This is a genomic window from Stenotrophomonas indicatrix, assembly GCA_041545745.1.
In the GTDB taxonomy this organism is placed as follows: Bacteria; Pseudomonadota; Gammaproteobacteria; order Xanthomonadales; family Xanthomonadaceae; genus Stenotrophomonas; species Stenotrophomonas indicatrix_A.
Map to the genome: position 1 here is coordinate 556,474 of CP168152.1, position 16,373 is coordinate 572,846.

Here is a 16,373-nt window from a genome sequence, read left to right on the forward strand (position 1 = left end):
CCGCGGCCGGCCACCCTGTGTGGCCGGCCGTGTTGCCATGTTCCAGGGGAGTCACCGTGTCCTTCCACCGCCGTGCCGTTTTCCCGTTGTTGCTCGCCGTCGCCACCGCCATATCGTTGCCGCCTGCGGTACATGCGCAGAGCGCCTATTTCTTCCCGCAGACCACCGATGCCGCGGCATTCGATACCGCCATTCCCACGCCGGAGCAGTTCCTCGGCTATCCGATCGGCAGCCGCTACACCCGCCATGACCAGCTGGTGGCCTACTTCCAGGAGCTGGCCAAGCACTCGGACAAGATCAGCGTGCGCGAGATCGGCCGCAGCTATGAGGGCCGACCGCTGCTGATCGCCACGGTCACTGCTGCAGGCAACCACGCGCGGCTGGAACAGATCCGCCAGCAGCACGCGACCCTGGCCGACCCGGCGCAGCCGCGCAGCGCTGCCGGTGACAGCCCGGTGGTGGTGTGGCTGGGCTACAGCGTGCACGGCAACGAGACTTCCAGCGGCGAAGCGGCGATGCTGACCGCCTACTACCTGGTGGCCAACCGCAGCGCGGAAACGCAGCAGTGGCTGCAGCAGGCAGTGGTGCTGTTCGACCCGGCGCAGAATCCCGACGGCCGCGATCGCGCCGCCAACTGGCACAACGCCTGGGCGTCCGATCCGGCCTCGGCCGACCCGGCCGACAAGGAGCACGTCGAGCCGTTCCCGCAGGGCCGCACCAACCACTACTTCACCGATCTCAACCGCGATTGGCTGGCGCTGACCCAGCAGGATTCACGGCCGAAGGTGGCACAGTTCCACCAGTGGTACCCGAACGTGCAGATCGACTTCCACGAGATGGGCAAGGACAGCACGTACTACTTCGAGCCCTCGCCGAAGAGCATGCATAGTCCGTTGATCCCGGCGGCGTCGTACGAGTTCAACAAGACCCTGGCCAAGTACCACGCCCAGGCACTCGATACGCTGGGTTCGCTGTACTACACCGGTGAGAACTTCGACAATTTCTCGCCGGTGTACGGCTCGACCTATCCGGATTTCCACGGCGCGGTTGGTGTCACCGTCGAACAGGCCAGTTCGCGTGGTCGCGTGCAGGAATCGGTGAATGGCCTGCTGACGTTCCCGTTCACCATCCGCAACCAGGTTGCCACCGGCTTGGGCACGGTGCGTGGTGCGGTGACCGAGCGCAGCGCGCTGTTCGATCTGCAGAAGAGTTTCTTCCAGAGCGCGCTGAAGCAGGCCGCGCAGCAGCCGGTGAAGAGCTTCGTATTCGGCGACGCGCATGATCCGGCATTGACCCGACGCCTGCTGGAACTGCTGTTGCTGCACAGGATTGAAGTGCATGCGCTGGATCGCGCTGTCACCGTAGATGGACAGCGTTTCGAAGCGGGCAACGCCTATGTGGTGCCGGTGCAGCAGGCGCAGTTCCGCCTGGTCCATTCGATCTTCGCCGAGACCCCGCCGATCAAGGGCGACGTGTTCTACGGCAGCACCAGCTATGCGATCGCCCCGGCCTACGGCGTGGCCGCTGCCGGCAGCCGCAGCCGCATCGACGGCGGCGCCCGCGTGCTCGAGGTTCCCGCAGCACAGGGCGGGGTGATCGGCGGTGAAGCGGGCTTCGCTTATGTAATCGACTGGCGCGACTACAACGCGAGCCGCGCACTGGCCGGCCTGCAGGCCAAGGGCTTGTCCACGCGTGCCACCTTCCAGCCGTTCACCGCCAGCACCGCACAGGGTGACGTGGCCTTTGCCGGTGGCAGCATCGTGGTACCGGTCGCCGGGCAGCCACTGCAGGGCGCGGCGCTGCAGGAGGCGGTCGCCGCCGCAGCGCGGGCAGCCGGCGTGCAGGTGCATGCCCTGGCCAGCGGTCGCAGCCGCGATGGCATCGACCTTGGCAGTGATGGCGTCAAGGCACTACGCAAGCCAGCCGTTGCGCTGGTGATGGGCGAGGGCGTGGCCGCCACCGAAATCGGTTCGGCCTGGTTCCTGCTCGACCAGCAGCTTCGCTTGCCGGCCAGCAAGCTGGACCCCCAGCAGCTGGGCAAGGTATCGCTGGACCGTTACACCACGATCGTGCTCTCCGGCGGCACCTACACGGGCATCGACGCAACCGCAGTAGCGGCACTGAAGCGCTGGATCCAGGCCGGTGGATCACTGGTCACCTATGGCACTGCCTCGAAATGGGCGATCGAACAGAAGCTCGCCGACGGCGAGAAGCTGGGCAAGGACGAGGACGCGGGAGACACCGCGCGCCGCGCTTTCGGCGACCAGCGCGATATCGCCGCCATCGAGCGTGTCAGCGGCAACATCCTCAGCGCCGACGTCGACCCCAGCCATCCTTTGGCATTCGGCGTGCCACGCCGGCAGCTGGCGATCAACAAGGAGAACACGGTCATCCTGCAGCCGAGCGCGAACGGGTTTTCCACGGTGGTGCGGATCGATGACACGCCACGGGTGAACGGGTATCTGTCCGAACGCAACCGCAGTCGCGTGGCTGGCAGCGCGTGGCTGCTGGTGTCGGCGCAGGGGCAGGGCAACGTGATCCTGTTTGCGGATGATCCGGCGCATCGCAAGTACTGGCATGGCACCGACCGGTTGCTGATCAATGCGATCTTCTTCGGGAATCTGGTGAATCCGAGTAAAGCGCGGGGTTGAGGCATTACGCCCCGAACTGACGCTGGGATTGGGAGGACGGATGGGCCGCGCAGGACACGCCGCAAGTACGTCCGTGTAGGCTCGTAGGCGCCATCCATGGCGCCTGCGGTCCTGCGCGGCCCATCCGTCCTCCCCAGACAGTTTCCTGCGGGCGCGGATGCATCAAGCCCAAGGCGGGAGCAAGGGCAAAAGCAAAAGCTGGAATTCCGGCTTTTCCATTTGTCTTTGAATTTGAGTTTGATCCTTCTTCTCCCGGCTTCCCGGCGGGACAAGTAGGCGCTGGAAATGTCTGAAGCGCTGGGGAGCGGGGTCGGCGCAAAACCGCAGGCGCCATGGATGGCGCCTACGAGCCCCCATGGATGGGTTTACGGCGTGTTTTGCGCCGACCCCGCTCCCCAACGCCCACACAAAGCCCACCGCCAGCTCTCAAACCACCCGGCAGCCAGCAACAAAAAAGGGACGACGCGTTAGCGTCGTCCCCCGATAAGCAGCCCCCGCGCAGCGGGAGACGCCATCCCTGTCAGCTGGGATCAGCTGGCGCGACCGCCGCCGCCACCTTGGCCGCGGCCACGACCGCCACCCGTATTGGCACCGCCACCGCGACGCTGGCCCTGACCGGCACCTGCGCCTGCGCGCTGCTGGCCGTTGCCACCGCCCTCGCGGCGGCCACCGCCGGCCTTCTTCGGGCCTGCATGTGCATGACGCGGCGCATCGCCGTGCGGACGGCGCGCGTGGGTCTTGCGCGGCACGCGCTCGCCGGTATCGGCCTCGGCCTTGCCCGGTGCACTGTTGCCCCAGCGGATCGGCGTCTGCAGCTCGAAGCCCGGCACATCGCGGATGTCCATGTCACGGCCCAGCAGGCGCACGATCGCGCGCAGCAGCTTCACTTCATCCTGCGCAACCAGCGAAATCGCTTCACCGGTAGCACCGTTGCGGCCGGTACGGCCAATGCGGTGCACGTAGTCTTCGGCCACCATCGGCAGATCGAAGTTGATCACCTTCGGCAGCTCGTTGATGTCGATACCGCGCGCGGCGATGTCGGTGGCCACCAGCACGGTGACACGGCCAGCCTTGAAGTCGCCCAGCGCACGCAGGCGCTGGCCCTGGCTCTTGTTGCCGTGGATCGCCGCAGTCTTGATGCCGGACTTTTCCAGGAACGCGGCCAGCTTGTCGCTGCCGTGCTTGGTGCGGGCAAACACCAGGGTCTGCTCGCGGCTGTCCTGCGCCAACAGGTGCAGCAGCAGGTCGCGCTTGCGGCTGGCATCGACCGGATGCACCTTGTGGGTGATGGTCTCGGCGACGGTGTTCTTCGGCGTCACCTGGATCTGCTCCGGGTTGCGCATGAACTCCAGCGCCAACTGGCGGATGTTGTCCTCGAAGGTGGCCGAGAACAGCAGGGTCTGGCGGTTCTGCTTGGGCAGCTTGGCCAGGATGCGCTTGATCGAGGGCAGGAAGCCCATGTCCAGCATGCGGTCGGCTTCGTCCAGCACCAGCACTTCAATGCCGGACAGGTCGATGCTGCGACGCTCCAGATGGTCGATCAGGCGGCCCGGGCAGGCCACCAGCAGATCCACGCCGCGACGCAGGATGTCCAGCTGGTTGCCCATGCCGACGCCGCCGTAGATGCAGGCGCTGGGGATGCGCAGGTACTTGCTGTAACCGCGCAGGCTGTCATGCACCTGGGTGGCCAGTTCGCGGGTCGGTGCCAGGATCAGCGCGCGCGGCTTGCGCGGGCCGGTACGCACTTCCTGCGAAGCGGTGCCCAGGTGCTGCAGCAGCGGCAGGCCGAACGCGGCAGTCTTGCCGGTGCCGGTCTGTGCGCCGGCCAGCAGGTCGCGACCGGCCAGCACCAGCGGGATCGCCTGCTGCTGGATCGGGGTCGGGGTTTCGTAGCCCTGCTCGGCGAGCGCACGCAGCAGGAAGGGCGCAAGGCCCAGGGATTCAAAAGACATTGAGATTGCTCCAAGTGCAGTTAACGCCTGTCCGAACGGACAGACGGGGGCAGATCAAACTGATCGGCTGACTCGGAGCGTTCCCGTGAACCGCGCTGCGAGAATTGGGTGCAGCCAACGCGAAGCGCAGGCTGGAATGCGTGACGAACGGCGTCGGAGTGGGGGCGGGCGATGGGGCGGACCCCGGTCGCCGGCGATCCCGGAGGGAAACGGACGGCCGCTGCAGACCCGCATAGTCTAGCGGAAGGATGAGACCTGACGCAAAACAGGCTGTTCAGGTTGGGGTTTCGGCAGGGCTGCGCCCTGCACCCGCCGAGGCCAAGGCAACGGCAACGGCAAAAGCCGGGTTCCTGTGGGATGGCGGGGTGGGTCCGGTTGCGGGCGCCGCAAGTACGTCCCTGTAGGCTTGGCCGCGGCATCCATGCCGCGGACACCCCCGCAACCGGACCCACCCCGCCTTCGACAGATCTCCGCAATCTGTCGGGATGGCATGGCCTGCTCTGGGTGGGTGTCGACCTTGGTCGACACGGTAGATCCACGCCATGCGTGGATGCTCTTCGTTCAATTGTCGAAATATTCGATTTCGTTGGAGATTCATCCACGCATGGCGTGGATCTACCACCGTCATCGGGAAACTGTCGAGGGCGGGGCGGTATGGGGCTGCAGGACCGTTGGCGCCATGGATGGCGCCATCGAGCCCCCATGGTGAAGTGACCCCCAAAAGCTGGACAGTTGGGCGGTCAGGCGGCCAGCTTGGCCTGTTCCCGGTACTTTACCGGGCTCATGCCCTTCAACTTCAGCTTGATGCGGTCTTCGTTGTAGTACCTGATGTACTCAACCAGGCCCGCTTCCAGGCTTTCGATACTGTCAAAGCTGTTCAGGTAGAAAAATTCCGACTTCAGTGTCCCGAAGAAACTCTCCATGGCCGCGTTGTCCAGGCAGTTGCCACGTCGGGACATGCTTTGTTTCAGGCCGCGCCTCTCGAGCTTGTGCCGGTAGTTCTCGTGCTGGTAGTGCCATCCCTGGTCAGAGTGGATCATCGGTCGATCTTCGGGTGAGAGCTTTTTGATCGCCTGATCCAGCATCTGACCCACCAGATCGAACACCGGCCGACGCTTCATCTGGTAGGCCACGATTTCGCCGTTGTAGAGGTCCATGATCGGCGAAAGATAGAGCTTCATGCCCTGCACTTTGAACTCGGTTACATCGGTCACCCACTTCTGGTTGGGAATTTCGGCTTCAAACTGACGGTCCAGTTCGTTGGGAACCACGACATTGGCTGTGCCCTTGAACGCGCGGTAGCGCTTGATGCGTACGCGCGACTGCAGGCCCAGCTCGGCCATCAGGCGCTGCACCCGCTTGTGGTTGATCGCCTCGCCCCGATTGGCCAGTTCCAGTGTTATGCGGCGGTAGCCATAGCGCCCTTGGCTTTCGTCGTAAATCGCGCGGATGCGCTCACGCAGTTCCACCTCGCCCTCATCAGGATGGGCCAAGGCATGAACCTGGTAATAGAACGTGCTGCGCGACAACTCGGCCGCCTCGAGCAAAAGCGGCAGGGAGTGGGCCTGCCTCAATCCTTGGACGGCTTGCGCTTTGTGCGCTGTGCCGCCTGCTCTTCCTGGATCAAGGCATCGAGCTTTTTTAAGTAGGCCGTCTCCGCACGCAGGTAGGCTACTTCCTTAAGGAGCTCATCGCGGCTCATGTCCTCGGCTGGCTTGGACGAGCGGGTCTTCTTCATCGGCTTTGGGGGCGGTAATGGTGGCGGCGCCAACGCTTGGGCGCCACCGTCAGCATACAGCCGTTGCCATTGCCCCACCGCGCCGGCATCTCCGATCTGGAAATAGGTCGTGGCCTCGCGCCCAGACATCCCTTCTTGACGCATCTTTTCAAGGACATCCAGCTTGAACTGGAGATCGTAGGACCGGACTTTGCGGTGAAACCCACGCCAACCATGCAGCCGGTAGGTCGCTGCCCAACGCCGGACCGTCGAAAACTCCAGACCGTGGCGACGGGCCACCGCCTTGACGGATGTGGAGGTCTTGCAGGCCTCCTTGGCGACCTGAAGTTTGAAGCGCGCGTCATACCTATTCATGAAATCCTCGGAGTTGGACGGGGTGTCCAACTTCCGGGGGTCACTTCATGGATGGGTTTACGGCGTGTCCTGCAGCCCCATACCGCCCCGCCCAACCCACAGAAAACCCAGAGCCGGCTGTTGCCGTTGCTTTCGCGGTTGCCTTGGCCGTTGCCTCTGCAGGTGCAGGGTGCAACCCTGCCGATCCCCCCTTACGGTAGGGTGGACCGATGCCGCGCTGCAGCTTGGCTGCACCGGATATTTGATTACACTTGAAACTTGTTTGCCCACGACTCCGGACACCCACCATGAAGCTTGGTTCCTTGAAGGAAGGCGGCCGCGACGGCACCCTGATCGTCGTCTCGCGTGACTTGCGTCACGGCGTACGCGCCACCGGCATCGCCGCCACCCTGCAGTTGGCCCTGGAGGACTGGAGCCATCTGGCTCCGCGCCTGAACGCTCTGTATGACTCGCTCAATGCCGGTGACGCCGATGGCGTGTTCGACCTGGACCCGCAGGCCCTGGCCGCGCCGATGCCGCGCGCCTATGAATTCGTTGATGGCAGCGCCTACCTGCCGCACGTCGAGCGCGTCCGTCGCGCCCGCGGCGCCGAGGTGCCGGAGAGCTTTTACAGCGATCCGCTGATGTACCAGGCCACCAGCGCCGGTTTCTACGGCCCGCGCGATGCGGTCAAGGTGGTCAGCGAGGACTATGGCATCGACCTGGAAGCGGAAATCGTGGTCATCACCGACGACGTGCCGATGGCGGCTACGCCCGAACAGGCCGCTGGCCACATCCAGCTGGTCGGTCTGGTCAACGACGTCTCGCTGCGCAACCTGATCCCGGGCGAGCTGGCCAAGGGCTTCGGTTTCCTGCAGTCCAAGCCGCGCTCGGCGTTGTCGCCGGTGTTCGTCACCCCTGATGAGCTGGGCGCTGCATGGCAGGACAGCAAGGTGCACCTGCCGCTGCTGACCCACATCAACGATAAGTGGTTCGGTGCGCCGGAAGCGGGTGTCGATATGCAGTTCAACTTCGCCCAGCTGGTCGCGCACGCGGCGAAGACGCGGCCGCTCAGTGCCGGCACCATCGTTGGCTCGGGCACCATCGCCAACGAAGACACCAGCAAGGGCGCTTCGTGCTTCGCCGAACAGCGCGTGGTGGAAACCCTGCGCGACGGCAAGCCGAGCACGCCGTTCATGACCTTCGGCGACGTGGTCCGCATCGAGATGCTCGATGCCGCCGGCAACAGCATCTTCGGTGCGATCGAGCAGCGCATCGAACAGGCGGCCAAGCCCTGAGCATGGAGGCGGCGATGGAGATTCCGGTCGACGACGGCATCGTGCTGTACACCTACTGGCGATCCAGTGCCGCCTACCGCGTGCGCATCGGCCTGGCCTTGAAAGGCCTGGCCTTCGAAGCACGACCGGTGCATCTGGTGCGCGAGGGCGGCGAGCAGCACCATGACGCCTACCGCGGGCTCAACCCGCAGCAGCTGGTGCCGACGCTGCTGCATGACGGGCACGTGCTGACCCAGTCGCTGGCGATCCTGGAGTATCTGGAAGAGCGCTTCCCGCAGGTGCCGCTGCTGCCGGCCGATGCCGCTGGCCGCGCACGCGTGCGGGCGCTGGCGCAACTGGTGGCCTGCGACATCCACCCGATCAACAACCTGCGGGTGATGCAGTACCTCGAGCGCGATCTGCAGTTGCCCGCCGATGCGCGCACGCAATGGACGCTGCACTGGATGGCCGAAGGCTTCGCGGCGATGGAGACGATGCTGGCCGCCAGCGCGGAGACCGGCACGTTCTGCCACGGTGACCGCCCGGGCCTGGCCGACATCTGCCTGTTGCCGCAGCTGTACAACGCGCACCGCTTCGGTCTGGATCTGGCGCCGTACCCCACATTGCGCCGGATCGAGACCGCCTGCCAGCAGCTGGACGCATTCACCGGAGCACGCCCGGAAAACCAGATCGACGCCGCCTGACGTGCCGCTATGCTCGCCGGGCATGGCCCGGCGCTACCGGTCTCCGGCGCGTGCGGAATCGGCCACCAGCAGCTGCCGCAGGTCATCGCGGAACAGCCGGTAGGCGTCCTCGCGCCGCGTTTCATCCTTCTGCCGCAGCACCCAGGCCGGATGCACTGTGGCGTAGCCACGGGTGCCATCCTCCAGCGTGAGCCAGCGGCCACGGTCGCGCATCAGGTTGAAGCCGCTGCCGAACAACGCGGTCGCTGCCGTGGCACCCAGGCAGACGATCATCTTCGGTTTCACCCGTGCGATCTCGCCCTGCAGCCACGGCCGGCAGGCGTGCACATGGCGGCTCTCGGGACGTTTATGCAGGCGCACCTTGCCGCGCCGCTCGTGGTGGAAGTGCTTCACCGCGTTGGTCAGGTACAGCGTGCCGCGCTCGATGCCCAGTTCCTGCAGCGCGCGGTCCAGCAGCTTGCCCGCCGGTCCCGCAAAGGGGCGACCACTCAGGTCTTCGACATCGCCGGGCTGTTCGCCCACCAGCATGATGCGTGCATCGGCACGACCTTCACCAAACACGGTCTGGGTGGATGCTTCCCACAATGGGCACTGCCGGCAGACGGTCGCCTGCTGCCGCAGCGCCTGCAGGCTGCCATCGTCCGCAGCGGCATCGGCGGCATCGTTCGGCCGCGCTGGAATACGTCGTTGTGGTGCCTGCGCCGGCCGATCGTGCATCTCCTGCACGCGGCTGGCCGCATCGCGCACAAGGCCAGGCAACAGTTGTGCTTCGGGAAGATGTTTCCAGTACCGGGTTGGCATTTCCTGTTGCATCATCCGCGTGTTGAGCCGAGCTGGATTGAAGATGCTGGCGTAATAGGTCTGCCACAGCGTCTCGCGTGCATCTTCGGCAGGTGCATCGCGGCGGCTGCCGCCGTCACCGAACGAGAGTGCGCTGCCATCCCAGCGGACACTGCGCGTGGGTGTCAGGATCGCCCAGCGCATGCCGGCAAAACGGCGGGCGAAGAACGGTGCAACGCGGTCGACGATATTGTGATCGGGCTCGAACCAGGCGATGAACGCGTCGGTCTCGCCGGGCACCTCGCGGAAGCGCACGAAGGCCTTCATCTTGTGCGTATCGCGGCGCACCGCCTGCGCCAGCGCCATCAAACGCAGCACATCAGCATCGGCAGGATTGGACAGCACCGTGCGTTCGCCGTGGGCGATGCGCCACAACAGGCGGTACAGCAACGGCAGGCGCTGCGGATCGCGATGGCATAGACAGGTCGCGGCCAGTTCCACGAAGTCGCGCGGCACGTTCGGTGTGGCGGCACCGTCGGGCAACGGCGCCTGCTGCACCGCTGGCGCATCCAGCAGGGACGACTCGGAATCCACCAGCCAGTCCAGCTGCTCAGGGCGCACGTCGCGCAGCAACGCCTCCCGCGCCGCGTTGCGCCAGGCGTCCAGTGACCACGGCGGGTCCACCCGCAATGACCAGCGTTGCATCTCAGGCAGCGGGCGCGGCATCGAACAGCGAGCCCTGGCGCGGCGGTGGGGCCAGCTTCGCGCGCAGCGCCGCCGGATCATCCAGCGCGTTGCGGGGATGGTGGTCGGCCAGCTGCACGAACGGCAGCAGCTTGCTCAGCGGCGCCTTCAGCCGGGCCAGGTCGGCCACGCGCAGGCGACCGTGGCGGCGTGCCATCAGCACGCGCTTGACGTTGCGCACGCCCAGCCCCGGTACCCGCAGCAGCAGCTCCTTCGGTGCACGGTTCAGGTCCACCGGGAAGCGCTCGGGATGGCGGATCGCCCACGCCATCTTCGGATCGATGTCCAGATCCAGCATGCCGCCCTGGGTGGTGTCGGTGATCTCCTCCACGCCATAGCCGTAGAAGCGCAGCAGCCAGTCGGCCTGGTACAGCCGGTGCTCGCGCTGCAGCGGGGGCGGTTGCAGCGGCAGCTGGCGGCTCGCATCGGGAATCGGGCTGAAGGCGGAGTAGTACACCCGGCGCATGCGGTAGTTGCCGTAGAGGCTGTCGGCACTGGTCAGGATCTGCTGGTCGCTGGCACCGTCCGCGCCGACGATCATCTGCGTGCTCTGCCCGGCGGGTGCAAAGCGGGGAGGACGAGGGCGCGCGCTGCGGGTGGAAGCCGGCGCGAGCACCGCCGGTGCCTTGCGGGCCTCCTTGGCTTCTTCAATGCGCCAGCGCAGCTCACCCATCGCGCCGCGGATCGATGTGCTGGTCTTTTCCGGAGCGAGGGTGGCCAGACCCGCCTCGGTGGGCAATTCAACGTTGATCGACAGTCGATCGGCGTAACGACCCGCGGCGGCCAGAAGCTCTGGGGATGGTTCGGGGATGGTCTTCAGATGGATGTAGCCCGCGTACCGATGCTCCTCGCGCAGCCGACGTGCCACCTCCACCATGCGTTCCATCGTGTAGTCCGCATTGCGGATGATGCCGCTGGAAAGAAACAGCCCTTCGATGTAATTGCGCTTGTAGAAGTCCAGGGTGAGCGTGACCACCTCGTCCACGCTGAAACGCGCGCGCTGCACGTTGCTGGACACCCGGTTCACGCAGTAAGCGCAGTCGTACACGCAGAAGTTGGTCAGCAGGATCTTCAGCAGCGACACGCAGCGGCCATCGGGCGTGTAGCTGTGGCAGATGCCCATGCCTTCGGTACTGCCGATGCCGCCGGACGCGCGCGAATCGCGCTTGCCCGCACCGCTGGAGGCGCAGGACGCGTCGTATTTGGCGGCGTCGGCAAGGATGGCCAACTTGCGGATGGTTTCCATTGAGGAAACCTACGCACGAGGGGTCTCATTGGATGAGACCGCCCCTTAACCCTTCAGAAAAAGGGGACGGAGGGGATTAAGTCGTTTGTGCCACAAACGACTTAATCCCCTCCGTCCCCTTTTTCCTGCTCAGAACCCGTGGGTAATGCTCGGCGCGCCGGCCGAGAAGTCCGCATACGGATCATGCTCGCCGCTGCCGCCTTCGGACAGGCGGAACTTCAGCGCCAGGCCATCGCGTGAGTCGGCCGCACGCAGTGCCTCTTCCTGATCGATGGTGCCGTTCTTGGCCAGCCGGAACAGGCACTGGTCGAAGCTCTCCATGCCTTCTTCCAGCGAGGCCTCCATCGCCGCCTTGATCTCGTGCACCTGGCCGCGACGCAGCAGGTCGCGGATCATCGGCGTGTTGATCAGCACTTCAGTGGCCGGCAGGCGGCGCCCCTCCTTGTTCTTCACCAGGCGCTGGCTGATCACCGCTCGCAGGTTCAGCGCCAGGTTCATCAGCACGTTCTTGTGCGCGCTTTCCGGGAAGAAGTTGAGGATGCGCTCGATGGTCTGGTCGGCGTTGTTGGAGTGCAGGGTGGCCAGGCACAGGTGACCGGTTTCGGCGAAGGCGATCGCCGCCTCCATCGTTTCGGCATCCAGGATCTCACCGATCAGGATCACGTCGGGTGCTTCTCGCATCGCATTCTTCAACGCGTCGTGGAAGGTGTGGGTATCGAGCCCCACCTCGCGCTGGTTGACGATCGACATCTTGTGCTTGTGCAGGTACTCGATCGGGTCCTCGATGGTGAGGATGTGACCGGTGGTGGTGCTGTTGCGATGGTCGATCATCGACGCCAGCGACGTGGACTTGCCTGAGCCGGTGGACCCCACCACCAGCACCAGCCCGCGCGGGGTCATGATGACGTCCTTCAGCACCTGCGGCAGGTTGAGCTCTTCGATGCTCGGAATCCGGCTGCGGATGGCGCGGATGACCATGCCGACTTCGCCGCGCTGCTTGAACACGTTGACGCGGAAACGCCCCGCATCGGCCAAGGCGATGGCCATGTTGAGCTCCAGCTCGCGCTCGAACTGGGGCACCTGGCCCTCGTCCATCAGCGAGTAGGCGATTTTCTTCACCATGCCCGGCGGCAGGCCGGTATTGCCGAGCGGATACAGCTTGCCCTCGATCTTGATGTAGACCGGCGCTCCGGTGGTCAAGAACATGTCCGAAGCGTTCTTTTCGGTCATCAGCTTCAGGAAGTAGCCGATATCCATTGCGAATTTTCCCCAACGAAACTGCCGGTGCCCGTTGCAAGCACGGTACCGGCTTGACGACAATGGCCGCGAACCGACAACCGGTACGGCCTCCCCAATGAAACGACTTAGCTTCGCACGAATGCGCCACAGCCTGTATGTGATGGCGTTTGCATTCGCACTCTCTGCCCCCGCCTGGGCGCAGGACGGCGCGTTGGAACTGGCGCAGGCCCGGCAGGCGGTGGACAAGGCCACCCAGGCCGATGCCGACCAGTACGCCCCGGACCTGATCGGGCTGGCCCGTCAGGGACTGGAGCAGGCCCAGCGTGCCGCTGGCGACCGCCGCGAGCGCAAGAACGCGCCGGCGCTGGCCCTGCGCGCCACCGTGGACGCCGATCTGGCCCGTGCCCGCAGCGAGGAAGCCACGGCTACCGCGCAGCTGCAGCTGCGCCGCAACGAGGTCAACCAGCTGCAACGCCAGTTGTCGACCGGGGAGGACCGCCGATGAAGACCATCTCCGTCCTGACCCTTGCCACACTGCTGGCCCTGCCGACGCTGGCCCTGGCCGCGGACAACCCGATGGTCGGCCAGCTGAGCCAGCGCCTGCTGTCGATCCAGGCCAATCCGGACACCGCCGAGCTGGGCGCCTTCGAGCGCATGCAGGCGCAGCAGGCCATCGCCACGCTGGAGAAGGCCAAGCGCCGTGACCAGGAGTTGGCCACCTACCTGGCCGAGCGCCGGGTCGAGATCGCCGAGACCGCCGTACGGGCTGCACTGGCCGCGCGTGAGGTTGATCGCCTGGAGCGCACCCGCAGCGACCTGCTGATCGAAGCCAGCCGCCGCGACGCTGCCCGCGCCCGCCAGGAAGCCGAGCAGCTGCGCATGCAGGCGCAGATGCAGGCAGAAGAGGCCGAACGCCTGCGCCAGGCGGCCGAGGCCGAAACCCTGGCACGCCAGGATGCCGAGAACGCCCTGACCAGCGTGGCTGGCAAGCAGCAGCAGCGCCTCAGCTCGGCCCAGCAGAACGCGGCCAAGCTGGCCCGTGAGGAAGCCGAGCTGGTCTCGGGGCAGAAGCTGCCGGGCTCGAAGTTCGATGGCCGTGGCGAGGTCTTCACCTTTGCCGGTGACGCGTTCGCTGCCGGGGCCTCGAACCTGTCCGGTGGCGCCCGCAACCAGGCCAAGGCCCTGGCCGAGTACGTGAACATCGGCAAGAAGGGCAGGATCCGCATCGAGGCCTATGACAGTGCCAATGGCGTAGGCCAGAAGCGCGCCGAGGCACTGCGCGACGCGCTGGTGTCGGCCGGTGTCGCCAGCAGCCGGATCCAGGTCGCTGGCAAGAAGGCGGCTTCGACCCGGGCCCGCTCGGCCGAGGTCGTCATCGCGCCGTAATTGCTTGATATTGTTTGTTTTTCGTTGTGCTGAGTATTCAGCCTGAACCCCGCCTCGGCGGGGTTCGGTCTTTTTGCCGCAGGGGCTTGAACCCCGTCCAGAGCAAGCGTAGGGTCAATTGTCCGGGACGCAATAACGCGCACCGGACGATGGGAGGGCCGGGCCGATGCAAGCAGGGCGCGAACCGCAGCAGATCGATGTGCGCAGGCCAGTGCGGCACGTCGTTGTGGTTACCCATGTGGGCATCGACCGGCACTCCTCCATGAACAACGCCCCGTGCCTTGCGGCCGGGGCGTTCGTGTATCTGTCGAAGGAGGTCCATCATGTTTGAAGATCAGCCCCAGAGCGAGATCGACGCCCGTCGCGCGCGCGATCCGGAGTTCCGGGCACTCCATGACCAGCACCGCAAGTTGAACAAGAAGTGCATGGATGCGGAGTTGGGTGTACTCCCGATCGATGATGTCACCCTGGGTCGAATGAAGCGCGAGAAGCTGCTGGCCAAGCAACGCCTTCTGCGAATGTACGAAACACCGCTCGCAGCGTCGTCCCCCACGCATTGACGCATCCCGGTCGTGCCCGGAATGGCATGACCCGGCCATCGATGGCCCCGCCAGGCACTCCTGACCTGGCAACGCGGCGCCGCTGAACGCAGGCGTCGCGCCAAGGCACCACACGCGGTGGTGCCTTGGCCCTGCAGGCACGTCCCCCGATGCGGGCGGTACCGGTCTCCTCGTCGATCCGGGGCCGTCCGCATCCCTTTGGGCCGCCAGCCGAGCTGGTGGGTGCTGACCGTTGGTCGGCACGCCTCCCGCCGGGCATGGCCCGGCGCTACAGAAACGGCTCCTGACTTTCGTCGCCATCCGTCGGATAATCACCGGTCCGGCCCTGTGTGGCGCGAACCGAAGTCCCCCGAATGCCCATCCATTCTTCCGTCCTCGAACTCATCGGCCAGACCCCGATCGTCAAGGCCCAGCGCCTGGATGCTGGCGTCTGCGAGCTCTACCTGAAGCTCGAAAGCGCCAACCCGGGCGGATCGATCAAGGATCGCATCGGTCTGTCGATGATCGAAGCGGCAGAGAAGCGCGGCGACCTGAAGCCCGGCGCCACCCTGGTTGAAGGCACCGCCGGCAACACCGGCCTGGGCCTGGCGCTGGTGGCCCAGCAGAAGGGCTACAAGTTGATCCTGGTGGTCCCGGACAAGATGAGCCGGGAGAAGATCTTCAACCTGAAGGCGATGGGTGCCGAAGTGCGCTTGACCCGCTCGGACGTGGCCAAGGGCCACCCCGAGTACTACCAGGACCTGGCCAAGACCATCGCCGAGCAGACCCCGGGCGCCTACTTCGTCAATCAGTTCGGCAACCCGGACAACCCGGCCGCGCATGAATTCGGCACCGGCCCGGAGATCCTCGAGCAGATGGATGGCGATCTGGATGCCATCGTGTTCGGCTGCGGCAGCTCCGGCACCATGACCGGCCTGTCGCGTGCCTTCGCCACGCTGTCGCCGAAGACCGAGCTGGTGCTGGCCGACCCGGTCGGCTCGATCCTGGCCGAATACATCAACGACGGCGTGCTGAACGACAAGTCGGGCAGCTGGCTGGTGGAAGGCATCGGCGAGGACTTCCTGCCGTCGATCTCCGATTTCAGCCGTGTGAAGAAGGCCTACGCCATTACCGACGCGGAGAGCTTCCATACCGCGCGTGAGCTGCTGGGCAAGGAAGGCATCCTCGGCGGATCCTCCACCGGCACCCTGCTGGCGGCGGCGCTGAAGTACTGCAAGGCGCAGACCACGCCGAAGAAGGTGCTGGTGCTGGTCTGCGATACCGGCAACAAGTACCTGTCGAAGATGTACAACGACTACTGGATGCTGGACAACGGTTTCCTTGAGCGCCCGCAGCACGGCGACCTGCGCGACCTGATCCTGCGCCCGTACGGCCAGCGCGACACCGTGGTGATCGGCCCGAACGACCTGCTGACCACCGCCTACCAGCGCATGAAGCTGTATGACGTGTCGCAGCTGCCGGTGATGGATGGCGACCAGCTGGTCGGCATCGTCGACGAAAGCGACGTGCTGCTGCATGTCTATGGCGATGAAGCACGCTTCCGCGACCCGGTGGCCACCGCCATGGTCAGCAAGCTGGACCGGCTGGATGTGAAGTCGCCCATCGAGGCGCTGCTGCCGGTATTCGACCGTGGCCAGGTGGCTATCGTGATGGATGGTGACGCCTTCCTCGGCCTGATCACCCGCATCGATCTGCTGAATTACCTGCGTCGGCGTGTTCAGTAAGGCGTTTATCGCCGCAATTCGCTGCTGAATCCCCGGTTT

Annotated in this window: 12 protein-coding genes; 7 read left to right on the forward strand and 5 right to left on the reverse strand. The window is 65.4% G+C overall.

Annotated features, from left to right (window positions below; all coding sequences use genetic code 11):
• Positions 1-56: 56 nt before the first annotated feature.
• Positions 57-2,651: a M14 family zinc carboxypeptidase gene (locus ACEF39_RS02530; protein WP_500286857.1), complete on the forward strand. Its 2,595-nt coding sequence runs from the start codon at positions 57-59 to the stop codon at positions 2,649-2,651.
• Between the two features lie 530 nt (positions 2,652-3,181).
• Here ACEF39_RS02530 and ACEF39_RS02535 read toward each other — a convergent pair.
• Complete coding sequence (locus ACEF39_RS02535; RefSeq protein ID WP_500286858.1) at positions 3,182-4,603, reverse strand: DEAD/DEAH box helicase; 1,422 nt, start codon at positions 4,601-4,603, stop codon at positions 3,182-3,184.
• 740 nt (positions 4,604-5,343) lie between these two features.
• Positions 5,344-6,695, reverse strand: a protein-coding gene (locus ACEF39_RS02540; protein WP_500285688.1) for an IS3 family transposase whose coding sequence is annotated in 2 segments (ribosomal slippage) — positions 5,344-6,239 and positions 6,239-6,695 — 1,353 coding nt in all. Because the reading frame shifts where the segments join, the coding sequence is not laid out codon by codon here.
• Between the two features lie 287 nt (positions 6,696-6,982).
• Between ACEF39_RS02540 and ACEF39_RS02545 the strand changes: the two genes are divergently transcribed.
• Together ACEF39_RS02545 and maiA are read left to right on the forward strand one after the other, a co-directional pair.
• Positions 6,983-7,972, forward strand: a complete 990-nt coding sequence (locus tag ACEF39_RS02545) for a fumarylacetoacetate hydrolase family protein (protein WP_500286859.1) — start codon at positions 6,983-6,985, stop codon at positions 7,970-7,972.
• A 14-nt stretch (positions 7,973-7,986) separates the two neighbouring features.
• Positions 7,987-8,655 carry a maleylacetoacetate isomerase gene (maiA, locus tag ACEF39_RS02550; protein WP_500286860.1) on the forward strand — a complete coding sequence of 223 codons (669 nt, stop codon included), beginning with the start codon at positions 7,987-7,989 and terminating at the stop codon, positions 8,653-8,655.
• Positions 8,656-8,688: 33 nt separating this feature from the next.
• Here maiA and ACEF39_RS02555 read toward each other — a convergent pair whose 3' ends face one another.
• The 3 genes from ACEF39_RS02555 to ACEF39_RS02565 form a co-directional block, all read right to left on the reverse strand.
• Positions 8,689-10,161: a UdgX family uracil-DNA binding protein gene (locus ACEF39_RS02555; RefSeq protein WP_500286861.1), complete on the reverse strand. Its 1,473-nt coding sequence runs from the start codon at positions 10,159-10,161 to the stop codon at positions 8,689-8,691.
• Positions 10,142-11,425 carry a putative DNA modification/repair radical SAM protein gene (locus ACEF39_RS02560; protein ID WP_500286862.1) on the reverse strand — a complete coding sequence of 428 codons (1,284 nt, stop codon included), beginning with the start codon at positions 11,423-11,425 and terminating at the stop codon, positions 10,142-10,144. Before ACEF39_RS02560 ends, ACEF39_RS02555 begins: the two co-directional genes overlap by 20 nt.
• Before the next feature lie 129 nt (positions 11,426-11,554).
• Positions 11,555-12,682, reverse strand: coding sequence for a PilT/PilU family type 4a pilus ATPase (locus ACEF39_RS02565; RefSeq protein WP_223494152.1), 1,128 nt, complete (start codon positions 12,680-12,682; stop codon positions 11,555-11,557).
• 121 nt (positions 12,683-12,803) lie between these two features.
• Here ACEF39_RS02565 and ACEF39_RS02570 point away from each other — a divergent pair, with 121 nt between their 5' ends.
• The 4 genes from ACEF39_RS02570 (at position 12,804) to ACEF39_RS02585 (ending at position 16,334) form a co-directional block, all read left to right on the forward strand.
• Positions 12,804-13,169, forward strand: coding sequence for a DUF4398 domain-containing protein (locus ACEF39_RS02570; protein ID WP_025878451.1), 366 nt, complete (start codon positions 12,804-12,806; stop codon positions 13,167-13,169).
• Entirely contained in the window at positions 13,166-14,050 is an 885-nt protein-coding gene (locus ACEF39_RS02575; protein WP_500286863.1) for an OmpA family protein, read from the forward strand. The genes ACEF39_RS02570 and ACEF39_RS02575 overlap by 4 nt, the downstream gene beginning before the upstream one ends.
• A gap of 323 nt (positions 14,051-14,373) precedes the next feature.
• The gene (locus tag ACEF39_RS02580) at positions 14,374-14,610 is read left to right on the forward strand and encodes an HP1242/YdcH family protein (RefSeq protein ID WP_093818802.1); all 237 of its coding nucleotides are present in this window, start codon (positions 14,374-14,376) and stop codon (positions 14,608-14,610) included.
• Positions 14,611-14,963: 353 nt separating this feature from the next.
• Complete coding sequence (locus ACEF39_RS02585; RefSeq protein ID WP_500286864.1) at positions 14,964-16,334, forward strand: pyridoxal-phosphate dependent enzyme; 1,371 nt, start codon at positions 14,964-14,966, stop codon at positions 16,332-16,334.
• Positions 16,335-16,373: the final 39 nt, after the last annotated feature.